Genomic DNA, 18,893 nt, shown 5'->3' with positions numbered 1-18,893 from the left:
GTTGGTCTTTTGGATTGGTCCTGCTGGTCTTTGCTGGCGTGGCCGGCAATGCAACGCTGTCACTTTTCAAGGCCGAGCATCTTTTCGATGATTATCGGGAAGTAGCATCTGGCTCCAGCGAACTGATGGATATGCGCGGTGATATCTACTCCGCGCGGGTCAGTGCCGCTGCTTTCTTGCGCGATGGTGACGAAGCAGATCTTGAGCGCGCCCGTTCGATGCTTGACGAAACTTTCGCTGCCTATGGGGATCTGCGCAACTCGGTCACCCGGGAGGAATTCGCAACTGCCCTTGACGGATTGCATGCGGCGGCGTCGGAGTATCAGACCCTGTTCGATCGTCTGGTGCGGGAAGGCCGCAGCGGTGAGGCCGCTGTCGAACAACTCGAAGCCACCGGGATTCGCACGACCGCGATGATTTCCGACACGGCGCAGGATTTCCAGAACCGACGCGTTGCAATCGGCCCTGTGATCAAGGCGACGCTCGTGAGTGCCGAGCGCATAGCGATCTTTGCCACCGTGATCGGCCTTGTGATCGGGGCTGTCTTTGCGTTCATCCTGTCACGCTCCATCGTCAATCCCGTCGCCGGCCTGACTGCCGCGATGAAGCGGGTGTCGAGCGGCGATCTCGCCACCGAAATCCCGGCGCGCGATCGCACGGACGAAGTCGGCGCCATGGCAATGGCGTTGGCGGTCTTCCGTGACGCGCTCCAGCGCAATCAGGAAATGGAAGCAGAAGCCGAGGCGCGCGAGGCACGGGCCGAGGCGGATAAAAAGGCAGCGCTGGCACAACTTGCGGACGAGTTCGAGCAGAAGGTCGGCGGCCTCGTGCGCCAGCTCTCCTCCTCTTCGGCGGAACTCGAAGCGACGGCGCGTTCGCTCTCCTCGACGGCGGAAGAAACCAACATGCAATCGGCTTCGGTCGCATCCGCCGCCGAACAGACGGCAGCGAATGTCCAGGCTGTTGCCACTGCGACCGAGCAGCTCGCTGCATCATCGCAGGAAATCGGCTCCCAGGTGGCGCAGGCGGCAACGCGATCGGCCGCTGCCGTTGATCAGGCCCGCGAAACCAATGGTCTCGTCACCGAGCTCTCCGACTCGGCCCAGAAGATCGGCGAGGTCATCGCCATGATCCGGGCCATCGCGGAGCAGACCAATCTTCTGGCGCTCAACGCCACGATCGAGGCCGCCCGCGCCGGCGAAGCCGGCAAGGGCTTCGCGGTGGTCGCGGCGGAAGTGAAGGGGCTCGCCGACCAGACGGCCAAGGCGACGGACCAGATCGCGACGCAGATCACCGGCATGCAGGGGATTTCGGAGAAATCCGTGGCGGCGATCGGTGCCATTGCGCAGCAAATCGAGCAGATGAGTGCGCTCGCCGGATCTGTCGCGGCGGCTGTGGAAGAGCAGCAGGCTGCGACCGGTGAGATCGCGCGCAATGTCTCGGAAGCGGCGCGCGGCACGCAGGAGGCCACGGGCAACATCTCCCAGGTGCGGGAGGCCTCGGGCCACACCGCATCGGCCTCGGAGCAGCTGCTCACCTCTGCCAACGAGCTCTCGGAAAATGCCGGGAGCCTGGAAACGGAAGTCTCGCAGTTCCTCCAGCGCGTGCGCGCGGGCTGACATTCCTGATTCACAAGGCAGCCGGTTTATCGCCCGCGATACGAATATGTCGCGGGCGATTTTATTGAAATCGATTTTCAACCAAACGAAGACTGCGCAGCGTCTGTATCTATTGCCTCGACCGGATTTCATTCTCCGGCTGACTGAGCCAGGCCTGATAGAAGGATGCCTTGGAATGAATTTATCTGAAGCCGATCGTCGGAGCGGGGTCTTGCAATATTTCAGGGTAAATTTTTCTTCGGTAATACCGTTTCGATAGTTCTATTAAGTGGAGATAAACAGTCCCTGTGTATGTTCGTATTTGCGAATATGTTTTTGATTGCTACGAATACAAATTGCAATCCAAAATTTATTCGCATCGTATATCAGGTCTCCGAGCCTTTGCGGATACAGGAAGGACCATTGTCATGGCTTTGCGCCCTGCCGATGAATCGGCACTTTCATCGGAAACGCGCCTTCGTCTGGAGAACGAAAGGCTGGCGGTCCTCGCGCGTTATGAGCCTCCCCGGGGTGGATCGGAGGCGGACTTTGATCATATCGCCCGATTGGCCGCGCATCTGTTCAATGCGCCGATCGCTGCCGTCACTCTCGTCGGTGCCTGCGAACAGGCCTTCACGGGATGCCACGGCCTCGCAATCGCGCAAACACCCCGCGATGTCTCCTTTTGCCACACCGATATTCTCACCAGTCGTGACGTCCTCGTCATCGAGGACACGACGCGCGACCCACGCTTTGCCGACAATCCTTTCGTAACCGGCGAGCCGCACCTGCGCTTTTACGCTGGCGCACCGCTGGTGACCCATGATGATCATGTGCTGGGGCGGGTCTGCATCATCGATACGAAGCCGCGCCCACCTCTCGATGAGCGCGAAAAGACATTGCTCGCTGATCTGGCCACGCTTGCCATGGACCGGCTGGAGCGTCGCCGCGAGGAGCGCCGTCGTGCCCAGACGGAGCATCGTCACGCATCTTTCGCCAGCAGTTCCCCGAATGCTGTGATCTGCACCAACGGCTCCGGCATCATCACCGAGTGGAATGCCGGTGCGACTGCCATGTTCGGCTATGATGGCGATGAGGCGATCGGACAAAGCCTCGATATCATCATCCCCGAAGAGATGCGGGCGGCGCATCATGCCGGCATGGAGCGCAATCTGCGCGGTGAATCGGCAGGTATCGTGGGAAATACGGTTGAATTGCCGGCCATGCGCCGGGATGGTTCACGGTTTCCGGCGGAGATCAGCGTCGCGCGTTGGGAAGAAGACGGCGCGAAGGCCTTCGGTGCAATCATCAAGGACGCCACGCAACGCAAGCAGGCCGAGGACCAACTCTACCGGCTCGCGCATTTCGACCCGCTCACCCGTATCGGCAACCGGACCCTTTTCCAGAAGGATATACGCGAAGCCCTCGCGGCGCGTGCCCGTGGCGCATTGCTCCTGATTGATCTCGACGGGTTCAAACTCGTGAATGATTGCTATGGCCATCTCACCGGCGATGCCCTCCTGCGCCTGGCGGCGCAACGTGTGCAGACGATCGCTTTCGCACTGGGTGGTGTCTATCGCCTCGGCGGTGACGAGTTCGGTGTGATCATCCGCGACACCCACAGCAATCGCGCCGAAGACGTTGCATCCTGGATCATCGACACGCTGGCCGAGCCCTTCGAGGTTGGCGGACATGTCCTGAGGCTGGGCGCCTGTGTCGGGATCGTTGTGTTTTCCGGGGACGATCCCGACACGCTTCTGGGCAATGCCGATCTCGCCCTTTATGAAGCAAAGAGCCTTGGACCGGGGAACAGGCTTTTCTATACGGAGGATCTGCGTGCGAAACTCGAGGCCGTTCAGGAATTGCGCACGGCTCTTCAAGTCGCCCACGAAGAGGAACAATTCATCGTGTTCCTGCAGCCCCAGGTCGATCTCGAAACCGGTGCGCTGACCGGGGTCGAGGCGCTCTTGCGCTGGCAGCATCCCGAGCGTGGATTACTGGCTCCGGGCGCTTTCATCGCGGAACTTGAAAATACGCCGATCGCGGCGGATGTCGGCAACCGGGTTCTCGCGCAGGCCTGCCGGGACGCGATGCGTCTGCGTCAGCGCCATGGTCGCGACATCCGCATCGGCGTCAATCTCTTTACCGCCCAGCTGCGCCGGGGCGATCTCGTCGCCAGCGTCGAGCGGGTGCTGGCCGAGACCGACCTGCCGGCTCATTGCCTCGAACTCGAGATCACGGAGACCATCATTCTCGATGATGAGGAACTGATCATTCCGCAGCTGCGTGCCCTGCGCGCGCTGGGTGTCGGGATCGCCTTCGATGATTACGGAACCGGCTGGGCCTCTCTCAGCCAGCTCAAGCGCTATCCGCTGACGCGCCTGAAGATCGATCGCAGCTTCGTCAGCGACGTGACGGAAGACGAGGATGATGCCGCCATCGTCAGGGCCGTTCTGGCTCTCGGAAGCAGTCTCGGGCTCGATGTGATCGCGGAAGGCATCGAAATCCCGGCGCAGGCCGATTTCCTGCGCGAGCATCAATGCCTGACCGGCCAGGGTTATCTTTACGGCAGACCCATGCCTGTCGAAGTGCTGCTCGGGAAGGCGATGCAGAACGAAGGGGCAGATCACGGATCGGCTGTATCGGCGGTTTCCGCCGAAGGTTCGGCGAAGGCGGCCTCGCGGCTGCGCGCGATCTGATCGGGCTGCAGTTCCGCTTCGATCACCATGCGGATCTGGCGCGCGGGATCGTAGCCGTTGTGTTCGGCCAGCAGCAGCCAGTGATGGGCATCGAGCAGATCCTGCTCGACCCCGATACCGAAGCGATAGCTCGATGCCAGCGAAAACTGGGCATAGGCATAGCCCTGCTCGGCCGATTGCCGGAGCAGCGCCGCGCCCTTCTCCGCATCCACAGGGACGCCGCGTCCGTTCTGGTGCATGAAGCCGAGGATGAATTGCGCCTGCGCCTCACCGTCTTGCGCGACCGGTTCCAGCCAACGCAGGGCGGAGGCGTAATCGCGCGCCTCGAATGCTTCAACACCCCGAGCGAGGTCAGCATCTGAAGCCTCTTCGGCGGCATGGGCACCGGAATTCGCAGCCATGAAGAGCATGAGTGCGAGAACCAGTCCGGCGCGGCGGGCGAAGAGCAGAGTTTTGACAGGCATGGGGCGGCAACCATCGTGACGGGTGGGGCGAAGGATGATGCTCAGTATGCCTGTCGAAGTTTGACATTCGTCTTAAGCGGGCTTTCGAATTCTCTGCAAATTTGACGGGAACATCCGGGGATAACCTCACCCTCGCTCCATCTCTTCCAGCATCGCCATGAGCTCCGCGGAGACCGGGACGCCGTTTTTCATGGAATCGTCGCGGGCCTCGTGGCGGCGGTCGCCGGGGAGGCGGGTCTGGCCGGCATCGATGAGATAGCCCATCAGATCCTCGACCCGGTCAACGAAGGGCGGCAGGGTGCCGCGCCCGGCCTGCGGGTCGATCAGGATGAAGGACTGCCCGGTATGCGGGGTATGGGCGCCCGGATGCTGCTTGAGATCGACCTCGCGGGAGAACTTGCCGCCGACGAGCGCGCCGCACATCACCTCCACCATCAGCGCGAGCGCCGCGCCCTTGTGGCCGCCGAAGGCCATCAGCGCGCCGCCATCGACAATGGCCCTGGGATCATCGGTGGGATTGCCGTCGCGATCGACACCGACGCCTTTATCGAGGGTGCGGCCCTCGCGGGCGGCGAGCTGGACATCGCCATGCGCCATGACCGAGGTTGCCATGTCGAAGACGAGGGGCCGCGCATCACGGCGCGGGGTGGCGAAGGCGATCGGATTGGTCCCCAGCGCCGCCTTCCGTCCGCCATGGGGCACGACCGAGGCCATGGAATTGATGAAGGAGAGCGCGATCAGGCCTTCATCCGCAAAAGGCTCGACATCGAGCGAGAGCGCGCCGAGATGATGCGAATTGCGGATCGCGAGCACCGCGCAGCCATTCGCCTTCACCTTCGCGAGCGCCGCTTCCCGGGCGCGCGCCAGGGCGCATACGGTGAAGCCGTTCATGCCGTCGACGCGCAGAAAACCCGGCGCCACGTCTTCGAGCAGCGGCTCGGCCCGGCCATCGACCCAGCCCCCGGCATTGAGCGTCGAGACGTAGCCCTTCATCCGGAAGACGCCGTGGCTATGGGCGCCGTCGCGCTGGGCGCTGGCGCAATTGAGGCCGATCACCTGCGCCACCCAGGGCGCGCAGCCATTGGCTTCGAGAATGGCGGACAGGCGGGCAACGAGGGTGTCGAAGGGAATGCGAATGAATTCTTGCATGGAAGCTGGCGTCCTCGTTTGTCGATCCTTCGGCGAGCGGTTTGCCGGCGGCGAGCGATGGACAACAGGGTGGCGCGTCGTTGCCGGCTTGGCAATCCGGTTTCCGGCCATCCGCCGGATGGGCATCCCGCCAGCCTCAGATCCGTCGACGGCGCTCCCTCAGGATCACCCAGACGCCGCTCGCAATGATGATTCCGGCGCCGATGAAGGTCACGCCGTCGGGCATCTCGTTCCAGATCAGCCAGCCGAGCAGGGTCGCCCAGAGCAGGGCGGTATAATCGAGGGGTGCGACGATTGAGGCCGGGGCGAGGCGGAAGGCCTGTGTCATCATGGTGATTCCCGCCGTACCGCACAGCGCGATCGCCACGAAGAGCCAGAGATGCTCCATCCGCACTGGCACCCAGACGAAAGGGACAAGCACGGTGCTCAGAAGCGCACTCGTGCCGGTGAGGTAGAGAAGCAGCGTCCAGACGCTCTCGCGGCTGTCGACGAAGCGGGAGCCCAGCATCATCAGGGCATAGACGAAGGCGGTGGCGACGGGCAGCAGGGAGGCGAGCTGGAAGGTGGCACCGCCGGGCCGGACCACGATCAGCACGCCGATGAAACCCGCGATCACCGCGCTCCAGCGCCGCCAGCCGACGCGTTCGCCCAGAAACGCCGCCGACAGCGCGATGATGAAGAAGGGGGCCACGAAGATCAGCGCCGTCGCCTCGGCGAGTTGCAGAAAGCGCAGGCTGGTGAAGAAGAGAAACGTCCCCGCAACCCAGAGGATGCCGCGCAGGAGATGTACCGAGGGGCGATAGGAACGCAGCGCGCCGGTGCCCCCCATCCGCAGCGCGATCATCAGGGCGAAGGGCAGGGCGATGACGTTGCGCAGGAAGAGGATCTGCAGCGGCGAATAGGTCTGCGTCAGCGTCTTGGCGATGGCGTCATTCACCGTCAGGAAAGCGACGCCGATGCACATCAGCGCGATGCCCGTCTGATGGCTCGCGGGCGCTGCGGGGGATGCCGTTTGCACGAGGCCCCCTTACCCTTCCCGATCCGCCGCGATCAGCCGACGGGCAATCACCTGCGCCTGGATCTCGGCGGCGCCTTCGAAGATCGAGAGAATACGCGCATCGCACAGAACCCGGCTGATCGGATATTCCAGCGCGAAGCCGTTACCGCCGTGAATCTGGAGCGCGTTGTCGGCAGCGGTCCAGGCGACGCGCGCGGCAAGCAGCTTGGCCATGCCGGCCTCGAGATCGCAACGCTTGCCGGCATCCTTCTCGCGGGCCGAATAATAGGTGATCTGGCGCGCGATATGGATTTCGGCGGCCATCATGGCGAGCTTGTCGGCCACGCGCGGGAAGGCGATCAGCGGTTTGCCGAACTGGATGCGCTCCTGCGCGTATTGCAGGCCGAGATCGAGCGCCGATTGCGCCACGCCCACGGCCCGCGCGGCCGTCTGGATGCGCGCCGATTCGAAGGTCTGCATCAGTTGCCTGAATCCCTCGCCCTCGACATTGCCGAGCAGGTTTTCGCCGGCGACCTCGAAACCGTCGAACGACAATTCGTATTCCTTCATGCCGCGATAGCCGAGCACCTCGATCTCGCCGCCTGACAGGCCATCGACCGGGAAGGGTGCATCATCCGTGCCGCGCGGCTTCTCCGCGAGCAGGATCGAGAGTCCGCGATGGCCGGGCTCCTCGGGGCGCGTGCGCACCAGCATCGTCATCAGATCGGCGCGCACCGGATGGGTGATCCAGGTTTTGTTGCCGTAGACCTTCCAGACATCCCCCTCGCGCACGGCGCGGGTCTTGAGCGACGCGAGATCCGAGCCGGTATCGGGCTCGGTGAAGACGGCGGTGGGGATGATCTCGCCCGCCGCGATGGCCGGCAGGAAGCGCGCCTTCTGCTCGGGCGTGCCGCCGCCCTGGATCAACTCCGCCGCGATCTCCGAGCGCGTGCCGAGAGAGCCGACGCCGATATAGCCGCGCGACAATTCCTCGGAGACGACGCACATCGACACCTTGGACAGCCCCATCCCGCCGAATTCCTCGGGGATGGTGAGACCGAAGACACCGAGTTCGGCCATCTGGTTGATGACCTCCATCGGGATATAGGCGTTCTGTTCGTGCCAGTGATGCGCATGGGGCACGATCTCGGCCTGCGAGAAACGATGCATCTCGCTGCGGATCGCCTCCAGCGTCTCGTCGAGCCCGGCATCGCCCTGGACCAGCATGCCGGAGGATTGACGCATCAGATCGATCAGCCGGGCGCGGTTTCGCGCCGTATTACCGTCATCAATCAGCGCAGCAATGGCGGGGGTGTAGAATTGTGCGATCTCGCCATGGTCGAAGCCGAAGGCCGAGAGCCGCACGATCTCGCCCTGGCTCATCGGGATGCCGTTGAGCGCCTGGGCGCAATACTCGCCGGCGCCGATGCGCACCAGCATTTCCTCCATCGCCCCGAAGCGCCCTTCCGCGCTCAGGCGTTCGCTACAGGCGGCAAGTTCGCGCAAGGCGCGCACATAGGTGGCGAGCCAGGCCAGACCATGGGCGGCATGCTGTTCGGCATCGAGCCGGGCTGCATCGACGCGGCCATCGATCACGATGCGCGGGCGCAGCTTGTCGCGCGCGGCATCGAGCAGGGCCTCGAGACTGGTAACGGCTTCATCAAGCAGGGCGGGCAGCGATTGCGGTTGCGCGGGTGCGGCGGCATTTGCGACGGACATGGCATCTCCTTGCGGGCATGGCGCATGCGCGCGACCCGCGTCTTCGTTTTATCTCATGGTTTAGAACGCCGGCCCCGACGAGGCCAGCCCTCATCGCTCACACGGGCTGCGCGTCATTGCCGCGATGCCTCGGCAAGGCCATCGTTGCGTAGATCGCGAGACCTGCGGCGGCGGCGAAATAGGCGGCGATGCCGAAGAACTGGTCCGGCAGCGCGAGGCCGAGATCAATGAGCGCGCCACTGATCGCAGGGCCGAGCGCGGTGCCGAGCACCATGATCGCGGCGATCATGGCGCGGATCGCGCCGAGATGGCGGGTGCCGTAGACCTCGGCCCAGAGCGTCGCCATCAGCGTCGTGTGCATGCCCGTCGAGGCGCCCATCAGGATGATGGCCAAGCCGGCAGCCGCCGGGCTCGGCGCGAGCGCGAAGGCGATATATCCCAGCGCGATCGGAACGAGGTAGAGCCGCGCCAGCGCCGCGCAGCCGAAGCGGTCGACGAACCAGCCGGCGAGCAGCAGAAACAGCACGCTCGTCCCGGTAAAGAGCGGGAACAGCGCCACCAGCGTCAGATGCGCCCAGTCCTTCGCCTCGGCGAGATGCACCTGGTGGAAGAAGAAGGCGGTCATCCAGGCGGAGGGGCCGAGCAGCGCCGGCACCATCAGCCAGAAGAAGCGGTGCCGGAAGACCTCGCCGCGCGTCCACATCCGCCCGTCGAAGCCCTGCGAGCCGCTATCGCGGGAAAACGACTGCGGCGTGCGCTCGCGCCCGAGCAGCAGGTAGAGAAGCGGCGCGAAGGCGATCAGGATCAGCGCGGCGGCAACCCAGAGCATGCGCCAGTTGAACAGGCCGAGCAGGGCCACGAAGATGATCGGCAGGAACGCCTCCCCCGTCGCCACCCCGAGCCCGGCGATCGAGACCGCCCGCCCGCGCGTCGCCACGAACCAGCGCGCCATCGCGACCATGGCGATATGCCCCATGAAGCCCTGACCGAACAGGCGCAGGAAATAGATCGCCACGACGAGCACGATGACATGTGTGGCGAGCGCCATCCCGAGCGCCGCCATCCCCAGCCCGATGAGGACGCCCGCGCCCAGAACCCTGACACGAAAACGGTCCGAGAGCGTGCCGGCAAAGACCATGGTCGCCGCCGAAGCCATTGTCGCGATGGCATAAAGGCTGCCCCAGCCGCCATGCGACAGGCCGAAATATTCCCGGATCTCACCGGCGAAGACCGCGATGAAGAAGGTCTGGCCGAAGCTTGATGCGAAGGTCAGCAGAAATCCGGCGAGGAGCCAGACGGCATTGTCTCTGGCGAAGCGAAGGAAGCCGTTCATGCGCTTTGATCTGTCCATGGGAGGGATCGCGCATAGAGATCACGGTTTGCCGCAAGGCGCAAACGGCGCTATCGCTGCCTTCGACATGCCGCAGCGGCAGGGGCGGCGAAACGGCAGGAAAGGTGAGGATCATGACGGGTCGGGCGGATTCCGGGACGCAGCCATCGGCAGGTGCGCGGGACGCAGCAGGGCAGGGGCCGCTCGGCGGGTTGCGGATCGTCGAATCGACCGCCTTCATTGCCGCCCCGCTCTCCACCATGAGCCTTGCGCAGCTCGGCGCCGAGGTGATCCGCCTCGATGCGCCGGAGGGCGGGCTCGATTACCGGCGTTATCCGCATGCGCCGGCGGGGGCGAGCCTCTACTGGAGCTTCCTCAACCGGGGCAAGCGCTCCGTCACCCTGGATCTGCGCCGGCAAGAGGATCGCGAACGCGCCGCCGCGCTGATCTGCGCGCCGGGCGAGGGCAACGGCATTTTCGTGACCAACCTGCCGCTCAAGGGCGAACTCACTTTCGAGGCGCTGGCCGCGCGCCGTCCGGACGTGATCGTGCTCAGCCTCGATGGCAGCCCGGACGGGGCGACGGCGATCGATTACACGGTGAACGCGGCCTGCGGCGTCGCCATGATGACCGGACCGCAGGGCGTTGCCGGGCCTGTCAACAACGCCATGCCGTTCTGGGACGTGATCTGCGGCAAGACCATCGCGCTGGGCCTGCTCGCCGCCGAGCGCGAGCGCCGCCTCACCGGGCGCGGCCAGCATGTGAAGCTGAGCCTCTCCGACGTTGCCATGGCCTCGATGGCGAATGTCGGGATCCTCGCCGAGGCGGAGCTCACGGGCGCGTCCCGTCCGCGCGACGGCAACTGGATCTACGGCACGTTCGGCACCGATTTCCCCACAAGCGACGGCGCGCGCATCATGCTCGTCGCGGTGACCGGCAAGCAATGGCAGGCGCTGATCGCGGTGATGGGGCTCGAAGCCCGCATGCAGGCGCTCGCCACCGCCTTCGCGGCCGATCTCACCCGCGAGGAAGAGCGCTACCGCATCCGCCACGCCATCGCCGCGCTGATGGGGGAATGGGTTGCGGCGCGCAATCTCGACGAGATCGCAGCCGCCTTTGCGGGCACGGCAGTGTGCTGGAGCCCGTTCCGCGACGTGGCACAGATGCTCGCGCAGGACTGGCGGGCGAGCATCCGTAATCCAATGTTCCAGACGGTCGACCATCCCGGCATCGGCCCGGTCCTGACCCCGGCCTCGCCGCTGCGCTTTTCGAATCATGATGGGGAAGGCGCGCGGGCCGGTGCGCATCCCGCGCCGGTGCTCGGAGCGGATACGGCGGGGGTGTTGGGGGGTGGGGATTGATGCTCGCCCGGGTCACCCGCCCGCATCGCTCCCCGTCGCAGCGCCGCCCGAGCCCGCATCGAGCGCGCGGCGCAGCGTGCGCAGGTCCCGCCAGGCGAGGCGTTTCTGTGAGGGCTGTTGCCGCAGAAAGCCCGGATTCAGGGTTGCCATGGCGGGGATCACGCGTTTGCCGGTGTCGTAATCCTGCCAGCGCCCGCGCGCCTTGTGGATGCCGGTATTGATCTCCAGCAGCGCCTGGGCCGCTCGCTCACCGAGGCAGATCAGGAAATCGGGGTCGGCCAGTTCGATCTGGCGGCGGATGAAGGGCATGCAGGCCGCAGCCTCCTGTGGCGTCGGGGGGCGGTTGCCGGGCGGGCGCCAGGGGATGACGTTGCCGATATAGACGCTGGAGCGGTCGAGCCCGATCGCGGCGAGCATGCGGTCGAGCAACTGGCCCGAGCGCCCGACGAAGGGCTTGCCCTGCCGGTCCTCCTCCGATCCCGGCGCCTCGCCGACGAGCATGACCCGCGCGCCCGGCGTCCCGTCGGCGAAGACCAGCGATTTCGCGGAAAGCTTGAGCCCGCAGCCGTCGAAACCGGCGAGATTGTCGCGCAGCATGGCGAGATCGGTCGCGGCAGCCGCGCGCGCATGTGCGCCGGCGACGGCTTCCTGCGGATCGAGGCTGGCGGGGGTTGCGGGTGACGCGGAGCGGGCGGCTGCCGGCGGCCGATCGCCGGATGGCGCGCGGATGCTGTCGGCGGCGCGGGCACGGGCATCGATCCCGGCAGCGCGGTGCTCGGCTTCGCGCGCGCGCTTCTCCCGCTCCTCGGCGAAGCGGTCGATCGGCACCTCGTCCAGCGCCACGTCGACGCCGGACGCGGCATAGAATTCGAGCAATGCCGTCAAAGCCGCCCGCTGATCCTCAGCCGTGTGCATCCAACCTCCCGCCGGAACGCCCGCCCGCGACGTCTCCGTCGCCCGGTTATCGGGGTTTTCGGCGGCGGGGGCAAGATTGGGGAGATGTTGATTTATGATGGGCGGGGCTTACCCGGCCTCATGCAGGGTCTGAATTCTTCGTCCTCGCCGCGTGATGGGGCGGCAGTTGCGAGGCAAGGAAATGATTCGTTGGACAATGCAATGCCGGCTATTGACCCACTGACTCTGTCGATATCGATTTCTGCTCTGACCCGGCCCCCATTCCCGCCGAATCTGCCCCGATGGCCCTCTGCGCGCGCAAATCCGCGATTCCCGTGTTGATTCCGGCCTGTCTTGGGAATAGCGTCATCGCGCTGGTATAGAGGGCCGGCATCCAGCCTTGTGAATGGGGGAAACCATGGCGGGCAAGACCGTGACCCGGGCCGATCTGTCGGAGGCCGTCTATCAACGTGTCGGGCTTTCGCGCACCGAATCGGCGCAATTGGTCGAATCCGTGCTCGGCGAGATCTGTGAAACCCTCGAGCAGGGGGAGACGGTGAAGCTGTCCTCCTTCGGCTCCTTCGTCGTGCGCGAGAAGGGCGAGCGGATCGGGCGCAATCCGAAAACCGGCGTCGAGGTGCCGATCGAGCCGCGCCGCGTCATGGTCTTCAAGCCGTCCAACGTGATGAAGGCCAGGATCAACGGCGACAACGATTCCGAAGGCGAATGAACGCGGGCGGTTTCGCCGCGCGTTGCATATGAGGGAGTCGTCTGATCCGGGAGTAGGCTGGCGCAATGGAAAAGAGTCCGGACGCTTTTCGTACCATCAGCGAAGTGGCTGAGGATCTCGACCTGCCGCAGCACGTGTTGCGTTTCTGGGAAACCCGGTTCACGCAGATCAAGCCGCTCAAGCGGGCCGGCGGGCGGCGCTATTATCGCCCGAGCGATATCGATTTGCTCCAGGGCATCCGCCGCCTGCTCTATGCCGAAGGCTATACGATCAAGGGCGTTCAGCGCATTCTCAAGAGCGAGGGCGTGCGTGCCGTCGAGGCGATCGGGCGCGGCGAGGTCACGCTGGAAGCACGGCCTGCCGATGCGCCCGAAGCCGCAGAGCCTGATGTCGATGCGCAGGCGCGGGCACGGCGCGGCGATAATGCTGCTGCGACCGATACCGGCTTCGACGACGACGCGACTGATGCGGCAATCCCCATTGAAATGGGCACCCGCGCCACGGGCCGGCGGGCCGCGCTCGATCGCGGGCAATTGCGCGCCGCGCTCGACGAATTGCGTGAATGCCGGCGGGTTCTCGACAATCTGATGCTTCCCGGTGATTCCGAGAGCTGACGCGTTTCGCGCGCGCCTCGCAGGGATGCGCATACGGGCCGGGCGTCACGGCGCATGACGCACCGGGGGCGCCGGCATATCCTGCGTCTGGCGAAATGCGTGATGCCGGCACGCTCCGCGATCCAGAAAAAACCGTGCGCCGGAAGAGGAGACGTTCCATGAGCCCGAATCAGACAAGGACGGATGCAGCGCGCGATCCCGCCGCCGAATTCGTCGTGACCCATGCGAAGGACGCGCAGTTCGACGGCGGTCTGCGCGGTTTCTTCGAATACCGCGATCTTGGCATGAAGCCGGTCACGGATGGGCGTATCCAGGCCCATGTCATCCGCGCCAAGCCCGGTGATGCGGCTTCAGGCGAATGGCATTACCACGTGCTCGACTTCCAGATGGTCTATGTGCTCAAGGGCTGGGTGCGGTTCGAATATGACGGGGTCGGGGAGGTGCTGCTCGAAGCCGGCTCCTGCGTGAACCAGCCGCCCGGCATCCTGCATCGCGAAATCGAACATTCGCAGGATCTGGAATTGCTGGAAATCACCTCGCCGGCGGAGTTCGAAACCGTTGCCGCCAAACCGGAGGGGCGGTGACGAAGCGCTTCGTCCAAAGAAAAACCCGCCCGCCTGGTGGCGGACGGGTTCGATGGAAAGGGCGGCAACGCGGGGAGCCGCTGCGCCTTCGCGTCATCAGCGGCCTTACTTCGCGGCGGTTTTGGCCATCGCGGTTTCGACCGGCTTCATCATTTCCTTGGCGAGGTTGGCGTAGAGTTCGCCGACCTTCGTCGACTGGGCCACGAGCGCCTCGTAAGAGCTCTTGACGTAGTCGGTCTGAATTTCGATCGCCTTGTCGAGCGACTTGGCGCCGACAAGCTTCTCCATGGTGGAGGTGCCGTGCTCAAAGGACTTCTTGGCGAAGTCGGCGCTCTCGACGGCGATGGCCTGGGCGCCCATGGAAACACCACCGAACGCCTTCATCGTGGCGTCCATGCTTTCCTTGCCGAACTTCTGCATGTCTTCGAATTGGTTCATCATCTGCGATCTCCGGCGCGCGATGCGCCGCCTCTGTTCGTTTGAGCCTGACGGCCGAACATGTGCGATCAGCCGATTGCCCCTTATATGTGCACTGCACAATCGATGTCAAGGATTATGTTGCAGTGCAGCAAAAGTGCGGAAATTCGGTTTTGACATTAACCCGTCCGTAACCGCGATTGCCGCAGGATAAAGCTTGTAACGCGTTCGCAATGGTGACGGAGACCAGTGCCGGGGGGCCGAACGCGTCAAGGGTTCTCGACCGCTGACACAGGGACGGTCTCACATGGTTTTGCGTAATATTCCCCTGCGCTGCATCGCATCGCGCTTTGCCGCAGCGCTCGTGGCGATCGCCATGGTGCTGGCCGCAAGCCTCATCGCTCCCACGCCCGCACATGCCTATAATCCGCCCTATGCCGCCGTCGTCATCGACGTCAAGACGGGACGGACGCTGCATGCGGAGAACGCCGATGCGACGCGCTTTCCCGCATCGCTGACCAAGGTGATGACGCTTTACCTCGTCTTCGAGCAGCTGGAGCGCGGTGCGCTTCGCCTCGATTCGCCGCTGCGCGTTTCATCGCGCGCTGCCGCCGAGCCGCCCTCGAAGCTCGGCCTGCGCGCCGGATCGACGATCACGGTGGAGAATGCCATCCTTGCGCTGACGACCCGGTCGGCCAATGACGTCGCCACCGCGATCGCGGAAAACCTCGGCGGCAGTGTCGACGCCTTCACCCGTGAGATGACCCGTACGGCGCGGGCGCTGGGGATGAAGCGCACCACCTTCCGCAACGCACATGGTCTGCCCAATCGCGAACAGGTCACCACCGCACGCGACATGGCGATCCTCGCGATCGCCGTACAGGACCGCTTCCCGCAATATTATCACTATTTCTCCCGCCGCAACTTCGCCTTCAACGGCACCACGCATCGCAATCACAACCGCCTGATCGGACGCGTCACCGGTGTGGACGGCATCAAGACCGGCTTCATCCGCGCCTCGGGTTTCAACCTGATGACGAATGCCAAGACGAACAGCCGCCACATCGTCACCGTGGTGATGGGCGGGCGCTCCGGTGCGCATCGCGACGGAATCGTCGAGCGGCTGGTCAAGAACAATCTGCCGCACGCCTTTGCGGGCGCCCGTCAGACGCCGATGATGAATGCCGCCGGCGCGGTGGCCTTCGTGCCGAATGTCCTGCCGCCCGCGCGCCCCGCCGATATCGGCGTGCCGCCGGCTGCTTTCGCCAGCGCCTCGGCCACCGGCGGTCCGCTCGATCTCGCCTCCATGCGCCCCGCCGTGGCGCCCGAACGCAATGCCGGCAACACCGCGACGCCGGCTTCTTCCGGCACGCTGCGTCAGGGTGCTGCCGCCGAAACGGCGCCGGAACAGAGTGGCGGGCAAGTGCTCTCTTTCGCCGAGTCGACCGGTTCGATTCCGCTGCCGCCTGCTGATCTGGGTTCACGTCATGTTTCCCGGGAAATGGCGCAAGGCGGTGAAGATGCCGAGACCGTGGCGCCCATGCAGGTCGCGAGCGCGAATGCCGCTGCGCCGCTGCCGCCGGCTGCGACACCGGCCGAGCCCGAGCCGGAGCCCGTCGCGGTTTCGCCCTGGGTCGTGCAGATCGCCGCAGTCGATTCGAAGCGCGCCGCCCTGGAGATGCTGGAAAATGCCCGTAGCCGTGTCGGTGACCCGCTCAGCGCAGCCGAGCCTTTCACCGAAACGGTCCAGACCGGGGGAACGACGCTGCATCGCGCGCGCTTCTCGGGCTTTGACAGCCAGGGCGCGGCGCGCGACGCCTGCCGCCAGCTGGAGCGTCGCGGCTTTGCCTGTTTCGCGTCGCGCAGCTGATCGGCGACCCCGCCGGAGCACGTCCGGCATACCTTTCGAGTGCGGATCGACCGGCATCTTCCGGTCGATCCCGTGAGTGGCGTAACCGACCATGGTCCCGTTCGGACCATCGCGCGTGGAGTATCAGCGATGTCGGCTCAAGAGCATGTCCTTGGCCTGGTTCACCCGGGCCGCGAGGTAGGTCGACCCCCCCTGGTCGGGATGGAGCTTCAGCATCAGCGCGCGGTGCGCGCGCTTGATGGCGGCAGCATCCGCCCCCGGCTCAAGCCCCAGGATCTGATAGGCCTCCTCTTCCGTCATCGCGCCCGCCTCGGCCTCGCGGCCCGTCCCCGCGTCAGCGTCAGCATGAGTGTCTTCACGCCAGCCGGGAAACCGGCGGTCGAAATAAGCCTCTAACAGACGCAAGCCCTCCTGATCGCCGGCGCCGGCGCATTCGGTGTAGAGCGTCTGCAATTCGCGTTCGCCGAGTTCGTCGAGGCCGCGCCCGGCGAAGGCACCCGCCAGAACGCTGCCGTTCATCTCGCCGCTATCGTGATCGAGGGTCATCTCGATCATGGCCGAGCGCACGCGCGAGGTCTTGCCGGTGGCGGGGCCGCTCGAGGGGCTCCCTGGCCCCAGCCGGCCAAGGCCCCCGGGCAGACCGGGAAGGCCCGCGCTCCAGCCCAGCAACCAGGCGGCGAAACCGCCGATCAGCAGCGCCATGTCGATGCGTCCGCGCACCAGCATGAGAGCGGCGAGCGCCAGCGCCGCCGTTCCGGCAACGGCCTTGATCAGCCGCACCAGCACGCGCGGATTGGTGCGCGCATAGAGGCGCGACAGCCACCAGAGAAGGAGAACGGCGAGGACGCCATAAAGCAGTGAGATCATGAGCGCTTCATCGCCGTAATCAGGCGCCGCGCACCGGCATCGCCCTCGGCCAGCTTCTGTAGCGCCCCCATGCCGCCTGCCGCATAGGTGGCCGCTGCCCGCAGCAGCGCTTCGAGGGCGCCGGGTGCGGCTGCATCGAATCGCTCATGTGCGCCCCCGCTGAGCCGCGCCATCTCGGCGAAGGCCGCCGTCGCGGCGGGATCGTCGCCCTCCTGGAAGAAGAAGCCCCTGATCCCCATCACCCCGAGCTCACCGGTGAGGGCGCACAGCGTATCGACATGTTCCTCCATGGCGTCGCCGACGTAAATGAAGGCGGCGATACGGCGCTCCTGCGCCGCCCTGCGGACATGGCGCAGCACGCGTTCGATCTGCGTCAGACCACCCTGACAGCGCAGACCTGTCATGATCTCGGTGAGCGCGCGCGGATCCGAGACCCAGCGCGAGGCCCGGCATTCGCGAAAGCCGCGGAAATAGACGAGTTGTACGGCGAGCCCGCCGATCCGCGCCGTCGTGTCGAACATTCCCGCCTGGACCGAGCAGGCCAGATCCCAGGTCGGCTGCCGGCTCATCGTGGCATCGAGGGCGAAGATCAGGCGACCCTGATCGGCGCCCGCCGCAACGGGGGCGAGGCTGCCGGCTTCCCGCAGAAACGCGTCGACGGCGCCGCCGGACTGGCCGGCAGGGCCCGGGCGATTGTCTTGCTTGCGCCTGTCGGGCGCCTTGCCTTCACTCATCTTTCGACCTTGTCGCCTCCCGGTCCGCCAGCGCGGCGGATCGCACCGTCATGCCCGCCACCGCATCCGTAAGATAGGGTCGAACCGGTCGCGTTCCCATGGCATGCGTTGCCGCTGCGCTGCGGCACCGGTGCGCCGGCGGGGCTTGATGCCGGTGACAGGCGGGGTGAGAGCCGCAGGCGCCGGCTGCGCTGCCGCACCGGGATCGGGCGCTGATCCTGACGCGTCGCCTCGACGATATGGACTCCGGCGAAGGGGGCCCGCAGCCGCAGCCCCGCCCGCTCCCACAGACCCGCACTGCGCAGGAAACGCAGCGAGGAGATCGGCGGCACGTAGAGGGCCTCGTTCCAGACCTGCGCATCGAAACCGTTGCGATGCAGCAGGCTGCCCAATTGTGAAACCGAATAAGGGCGCCCCTGGCCGAAGGGGGTGGCGTCGACACGCGCCCAGATGCCGCGCCGGTTGGGTACGATGATCGCAACACGTCCGCCGGGAGCGAGGATGCGCCAGATTTCGTGCAGGAACTCGTCCGGATCGCCGACATTCTCGAGCAGATGCGCCACCAGCGCGCGTTCATAGGCGCCGTCCACCGCCGGCAGCACCAGCGGCTCGACGAGACAGGCGCGATTCTTCTCGTCCGGCGGCCAGTGCGATACACCCTGGCGCGCGGGCATGAACAGGTTCACCCGCTCGCAGCGCGCGATGGCCGGGCGCAGGAACGGCGCGGCGTAGCCCAGCCCGACCATGCGGCAATCCTGTGAGCCGCGTATGAAATCCACCAATGTGCGCGCCACGAAGCGCTGCGCCACATGCCCGAGCGGGGTCTGGTAGAATTGCTGCAGCGAGACGATATCGACGATCATGGT

At 65.4% G+C, this 18,893-nt stretch carries 17 protein-coding genes; 7 read left to right on the top strand and 10 right to left on the bottom strand.

What is annotated here, in order from left to right:
* The first annotated feature begins 218 nt into the window (after positions 1–218).
* Together GA0071312_RS16975 and GA0071312_RS16970 are read left to right on the top strand one after the other, a co-directional pair.
* Positions 219–1,619, top strand: coding sequence for a methyl-accepting chemotaxis protein (locus GA0071312_RS16975; protein ID WP_165604066.1), 1,401 nt, complete (start codon positions 219–221; stop codon positions 1,617–1,619).
* A gap of 407 nt (positions 1,620–2,026) precedes the next feature.
* Positions 2,027–4,297: a putative bifunctional diguanylate cyclase/phosphodiesterase gene (locus GA0071312_RS16970; RefSeq protein WP_074445920.1), complete on the top strand. Its 2,271-nt coding sequence runs from the start codon at positions 2,027–2,029 to the stop codon at positions 4,295–4,297.
* Here GA0071312_RS16970 and GA0071312_RS16965 read toward each other — a convergent pair.
* From GA0071312_RS16965 to GA0071312_RS16945, 5 genes are all read right to left on the bottom strand, one after another.
* Positions 4,225–4,761, bottom strand: coding sequence for a tetratricopeptide repeat protein (locus tag GA0071312_RS16965; RefSeq protein WP_074445919.1), 537 nt, complete (start codon positions 4,759–4,761; stop codon positions 4,225–4,227). The genes GA0071312_RS16970 and GA0071312_RS16965 overlap by 73 nt on opposite strands.
* Positions 4,762–4,887: 126 nt before the next feature.
* The gene (locus tag GA0071312_RS16960; protein ID WP_083204646.1) at positions 4,888–5,910 is read right to left on the bottom strand and encodes an Ldh family oxidoreductase; all 1,023 of its coding nucleotides are present in this window, start codon (positions 5,908–5,910) and stop codon (positions 4,888–4,890) included.
* Positions 5,911–6,046: 136 nt separating this feature from the next.
* Entirely contained in the window at positions 6,047–6,928 is an 882-nt protein-coding gene (locus tag GA0071312_RS16955) for a DMT family transporter (protein WP_238947273.1), read from the bottom strand.
* Positions 6,929–6,937: 9 nt separating this feature from the next.
* Positions 6,938–8,626 (bottom strand): acyl-CoA dehydrogenase family protein, encoded by a 1,689-nt coding sequence (locus tag GA0071312_RS16950; RefSeq protein WP_074445918.1) that lies wholly within the window; start codon positions 8,624–8,626, stop codon positions 6,938–6,940.
* 97 nt (positions 8,627–8,723) lie between these two features.
* Positions 8,724–9,977: an MFS transporter gene (locus tag GA0071312_RS16945; protein ID WP_238947272.1), complete on the bottom strand. Its 1,254-nt coding sequence runs from the start codon at positions 9,975–9,977 to the stop codon at positions 8,724–8,726.
* 113 nt (positions 9,978–10,090) lie between these two features.
* On the opposite strand from GA0071312_RS16945, the gene GA0071312_RS16940 reads away from it, so the two are divergent.
* The gene (locus GA0071312_RS16940; RefSeq protein WP_165604065.1) at positions 10,091–11,317 is read left to right on the top strand and encodes a CoA transferase; all 1,227 of its coding nucleotides are present in this window, start codon (positions 10,091–10,093) and stop codon (positions 11,315–11,317) included.
* A 12-nt stretch (positions 11,318–11,329) separates the two neighbouring features.
* Here GA0071312_RS16940 and GA0071312_RS16935 read toward each other — a convergent pair whose 3' ends face one another.
* Entirely contained in the window at positions 11,330–12,232 is a 903-nt protein-coding gene (locus tag GA0071312_RS16935; protein WP_074445915.1) for a uracil-DNA glycosylase, read from the bottom strand.
* Positions 12,233–12,629: 397 nt separating this feature from the next.
* Here GA0071312_RS16935 and GA0071312_RS16930 point away from each other — a divergent pair, with 397 nt between their 5' ends.
* The 3 genes from GA0071312_RS16930 (at position 12,630) to GA0071312_RS16920 (ending at position 14,139) form a co-directional block, all read left to right on the top strand.
* Complete coding sequence (locus GA0071312_RS16930) at positions 12,630–12,941, top strand: integration host factor subunit alpha (RefSeq protein ID WP_074446296.1); 312 nt, start codon at positions 12,630–12,632, stop codon at positions 12,939–12,941.
* 65 nt (positions 12,942–13,006) lie between these two features.
* Positions 13,007–13,555, top strand: coding sequence for a MerR family transcriptional regulator (locus tag GA0071312_RS16925; RefSeq protein WP_074445914.1), 549 nt, complete (start codon positions 13,007–13,009; stop codon positions 13,553–13,555).
* 158 nt (positions 13,556–13,713) lie between these two features.
* Complete coding sequence (locus GA0071312_RS16920) at positions 13,714–14,139, top strand: cupin domain-containing protein (protein WP_074445913.1); 426 nt, start codon at positions 13,714–13,716, stop codon at positions 14,137–14,139.
* Between the two features lie 105 nt (positions 14,140–14,244).
* On the opposite strand, the gene GA0071312_RS16915 is transcribed toward GA0071312_RS16920, so the two are convergent.
* Positions 14,245–14,580 (bottom strand): phasin family protein, encoded by a 336-nt coding sequence (locus GA0071312_RS16915; RefSeq protein WP_074445912.1) that lies wholly within the window; start codon positions 14,578–14,580, stop codon positions 14,245–14,247.
* Between the two features lie 283 nt (positions 14,581–14,863).
* Between GA0071312_RS16915 and GA0071312_RS16910 the strand changes: the two genes are divergently transcribed.
* On the top strand, positions 14,864–16,426 hold the full coding sequence (locus GA0071312_RS16910) for a D-alanyl-D-alanine carboxypeptidase (RefSeq protein WP_074445911.1): 1,563 nt from the start codon (positions 14,864–14,866) through the stop codon (positions 16,424–16,426).
* Between the two features lie 123 nt (positions 16,427–16,549).
* Here the strand turns inward: GA0071312_RS16910 and GA0071312_RS16905 are convergent, their stop codons facing one another.
* From GA0071312_RS16905 to GA0071312_RS16895, 3 genes are read right to left on the bottom strand one after another with little or no spacing between them, the layout of a single operon-like run.
* The gene (locus tag GA0071312_RS16905; protein ID WP_238947271.1) at positions 16,550–17,293 is read right to left on the bottom strand and encodes a DnaJ domain-containing protein; all 744 of its coding nucleotides are present in this window, start codon (positions 17,291–17,293) and stop codon (positions 16,550–16,552) included.
* A complete protein-coding gene (locus GA0071312_RS16900; RefSeq protein WP_074445910.1) occupies positions 17,290–18,027 on the bottom strand; it encodes a hypothetical protein in 738 nt (245 codons plus the stop codon). Before GA0071312_RS16900 ends, GA0071312_RS16905 begins: the two co-directional genes overlap by 4 nt.
* A complete protein-coding gene (locus GA0071312_RS16895; protein WP_074445909.1) occupies positions 18,024–18,890 on the bottom strand; it encodes a class I SAM-dependent methyltransferase in 867 nt (288 codons plus the stop codon). The genes GA0071312_RS16900 and GA0071312_RS16895 overlap by 4 nt, the downstream gene beginning before the upstream one ends.
* Between the last annotated feature and the right edge of the window lie 3 nt (positions 18,891–18,893).

Origin of the sequence: Saliniramus fredricksonii, assembly GCF_900094735.1 — a bacterium.
GTDB classification, from domain to species: Bacteria; Pseudomonadota; Alphaproteobacteria; order Rhizobiales; family Beijerinckiaceae; genus Saliniramus; species Saliniramus fredricksonii.
The sequence above is the reverse complement of the archived record's forward strand: the minus strand, read 5'-3'. Positions and strand labels throughout refer to the sequence as shown.

What these genes read in the sequence shown, in the direction of transcription:
- GA0071312_RS16975 (WP_165604066.1), top strand. Translation starts at nt 219, where the DNA reads ATGCTTGACGAAACTTTCGCTGCCTATGGGGATCTGCGCAACTCGGTC.
- GA0071312_RS16970 (WP_074445920.1), top strand. Translation starts at nt 2,027, where the DNA reads ATGGCTTTGCGCCCTGCCGATGAATCGGCACTTTCATCGGAAACGCGC.
- GA0071312_RS16965 (WP_074445919.1), bottom strand. Translation starts at nt 4,761, where the DNA reads ATGCCTGTCAAAACTCTGCTCTTCGCCCGCCGCGCCGGACTGGTTCTC.
- GA0071312_RS16960 (WP_083204646.1), bottom strand. Translation starts at nt 5,910, where the DNA reads ATGCAAGAATTCATTCGCATTCCCTTCGACACCCTCGTTGCCCGCCTG.
- GA0071312_RS16950 (WP_074445918.1), bottom strand. Translation starts at nt 8,626, where the DNA reads ATGTCCGTCGCAAATGCCGCCGCACCCGCGCAACCGCAATCGCTGCCC.
- GA0071312_RS16945 (WP_238947272.1), bottom strand. Translation starts at nt 9,977, where the DNA reads ATGGACAGATCAAAGCGCATGAACGGCTTCCTTCGCTTCGCCAGAGAC.
- GA0071312_RS16940 (WP_165604065.1), top strand. Translation starts at nt 10,091, where the DNA reads ATGACGGGTCGGGCGGATTCCGGGACGCAGCCATCGGCAGGTGCGCGG.
- GA0071312_RS16935 (WP_074445915.1), bottom strand. Translation starts at nt 12,232, where the DNA reads ATGCACACGGCTGAGGATCAGCGGGCGGCTTTGACGGCATTGCTCGAA.
- GA0071312_RS16930 (WP_074446296.1), top strand. Translation starts at nt 12,630, where the DNA reads ATGGCGGGCAAGACCGTGACCCGGGCCGATCTGTCGGAGGCCGTCTAT.
- GA0071312_RS16925 (WP_074445914.1), top strand. Translation starts at nt 13,007, where the DNA reads ATGGAAAAGAGTCCGGACGCTTTTCGTACCATCAGCGAAGTGGCTGAG.
- GA0071312_RS16920 (WP_074445913.1), top strand. Translation starts at nt 13,714, where the DNA reads ATGAGCCCGAATCAGACAAGGACGGATGCAGCGCGCGATCCCGCCGCC.
- GA0071312_RS16915 (WP_074445912.1), bottom strand. Translation starts at nt 14,580, where the DNA reads ATGATGAACCAATTCGAAGACATGCAGAAGTTCGGCAAGGAAAGCATG.
- GA0071312_RS16910 (WP_074445911.1), top strand. Translation starts at nt 14,864, where the DNA reads ATGGTTTTGCGTAATATTCCCCTGCGCTGCATCGCATCGCGCTTTGCC.
- GA0071312_RS16905 (WP_238947271.1), bottom strand. Translation starts at nt 17,293, where the DNA reads ATGATCTCACTGCTTTATGGCGTCCTCGCCGTTCTCCTTCTCTGGTGG.
- GA0071312_RS16900 (WP_074445910.1), bottom strand. Translation starts at nt 18,027, where the DNA reads ATGAGTGAAGGCAAGGCGCCCGACAGGCGCAAGCAAGACAATCGCCCG.
- GA0071312_RS16895 (WP_074445909.1), bottom strand. Translation starts at nt 18,890, where the DNA reads ATGATCGTCGATATCGTCTCGCTGCAGCAATTCTACCAGACCCCGCTC.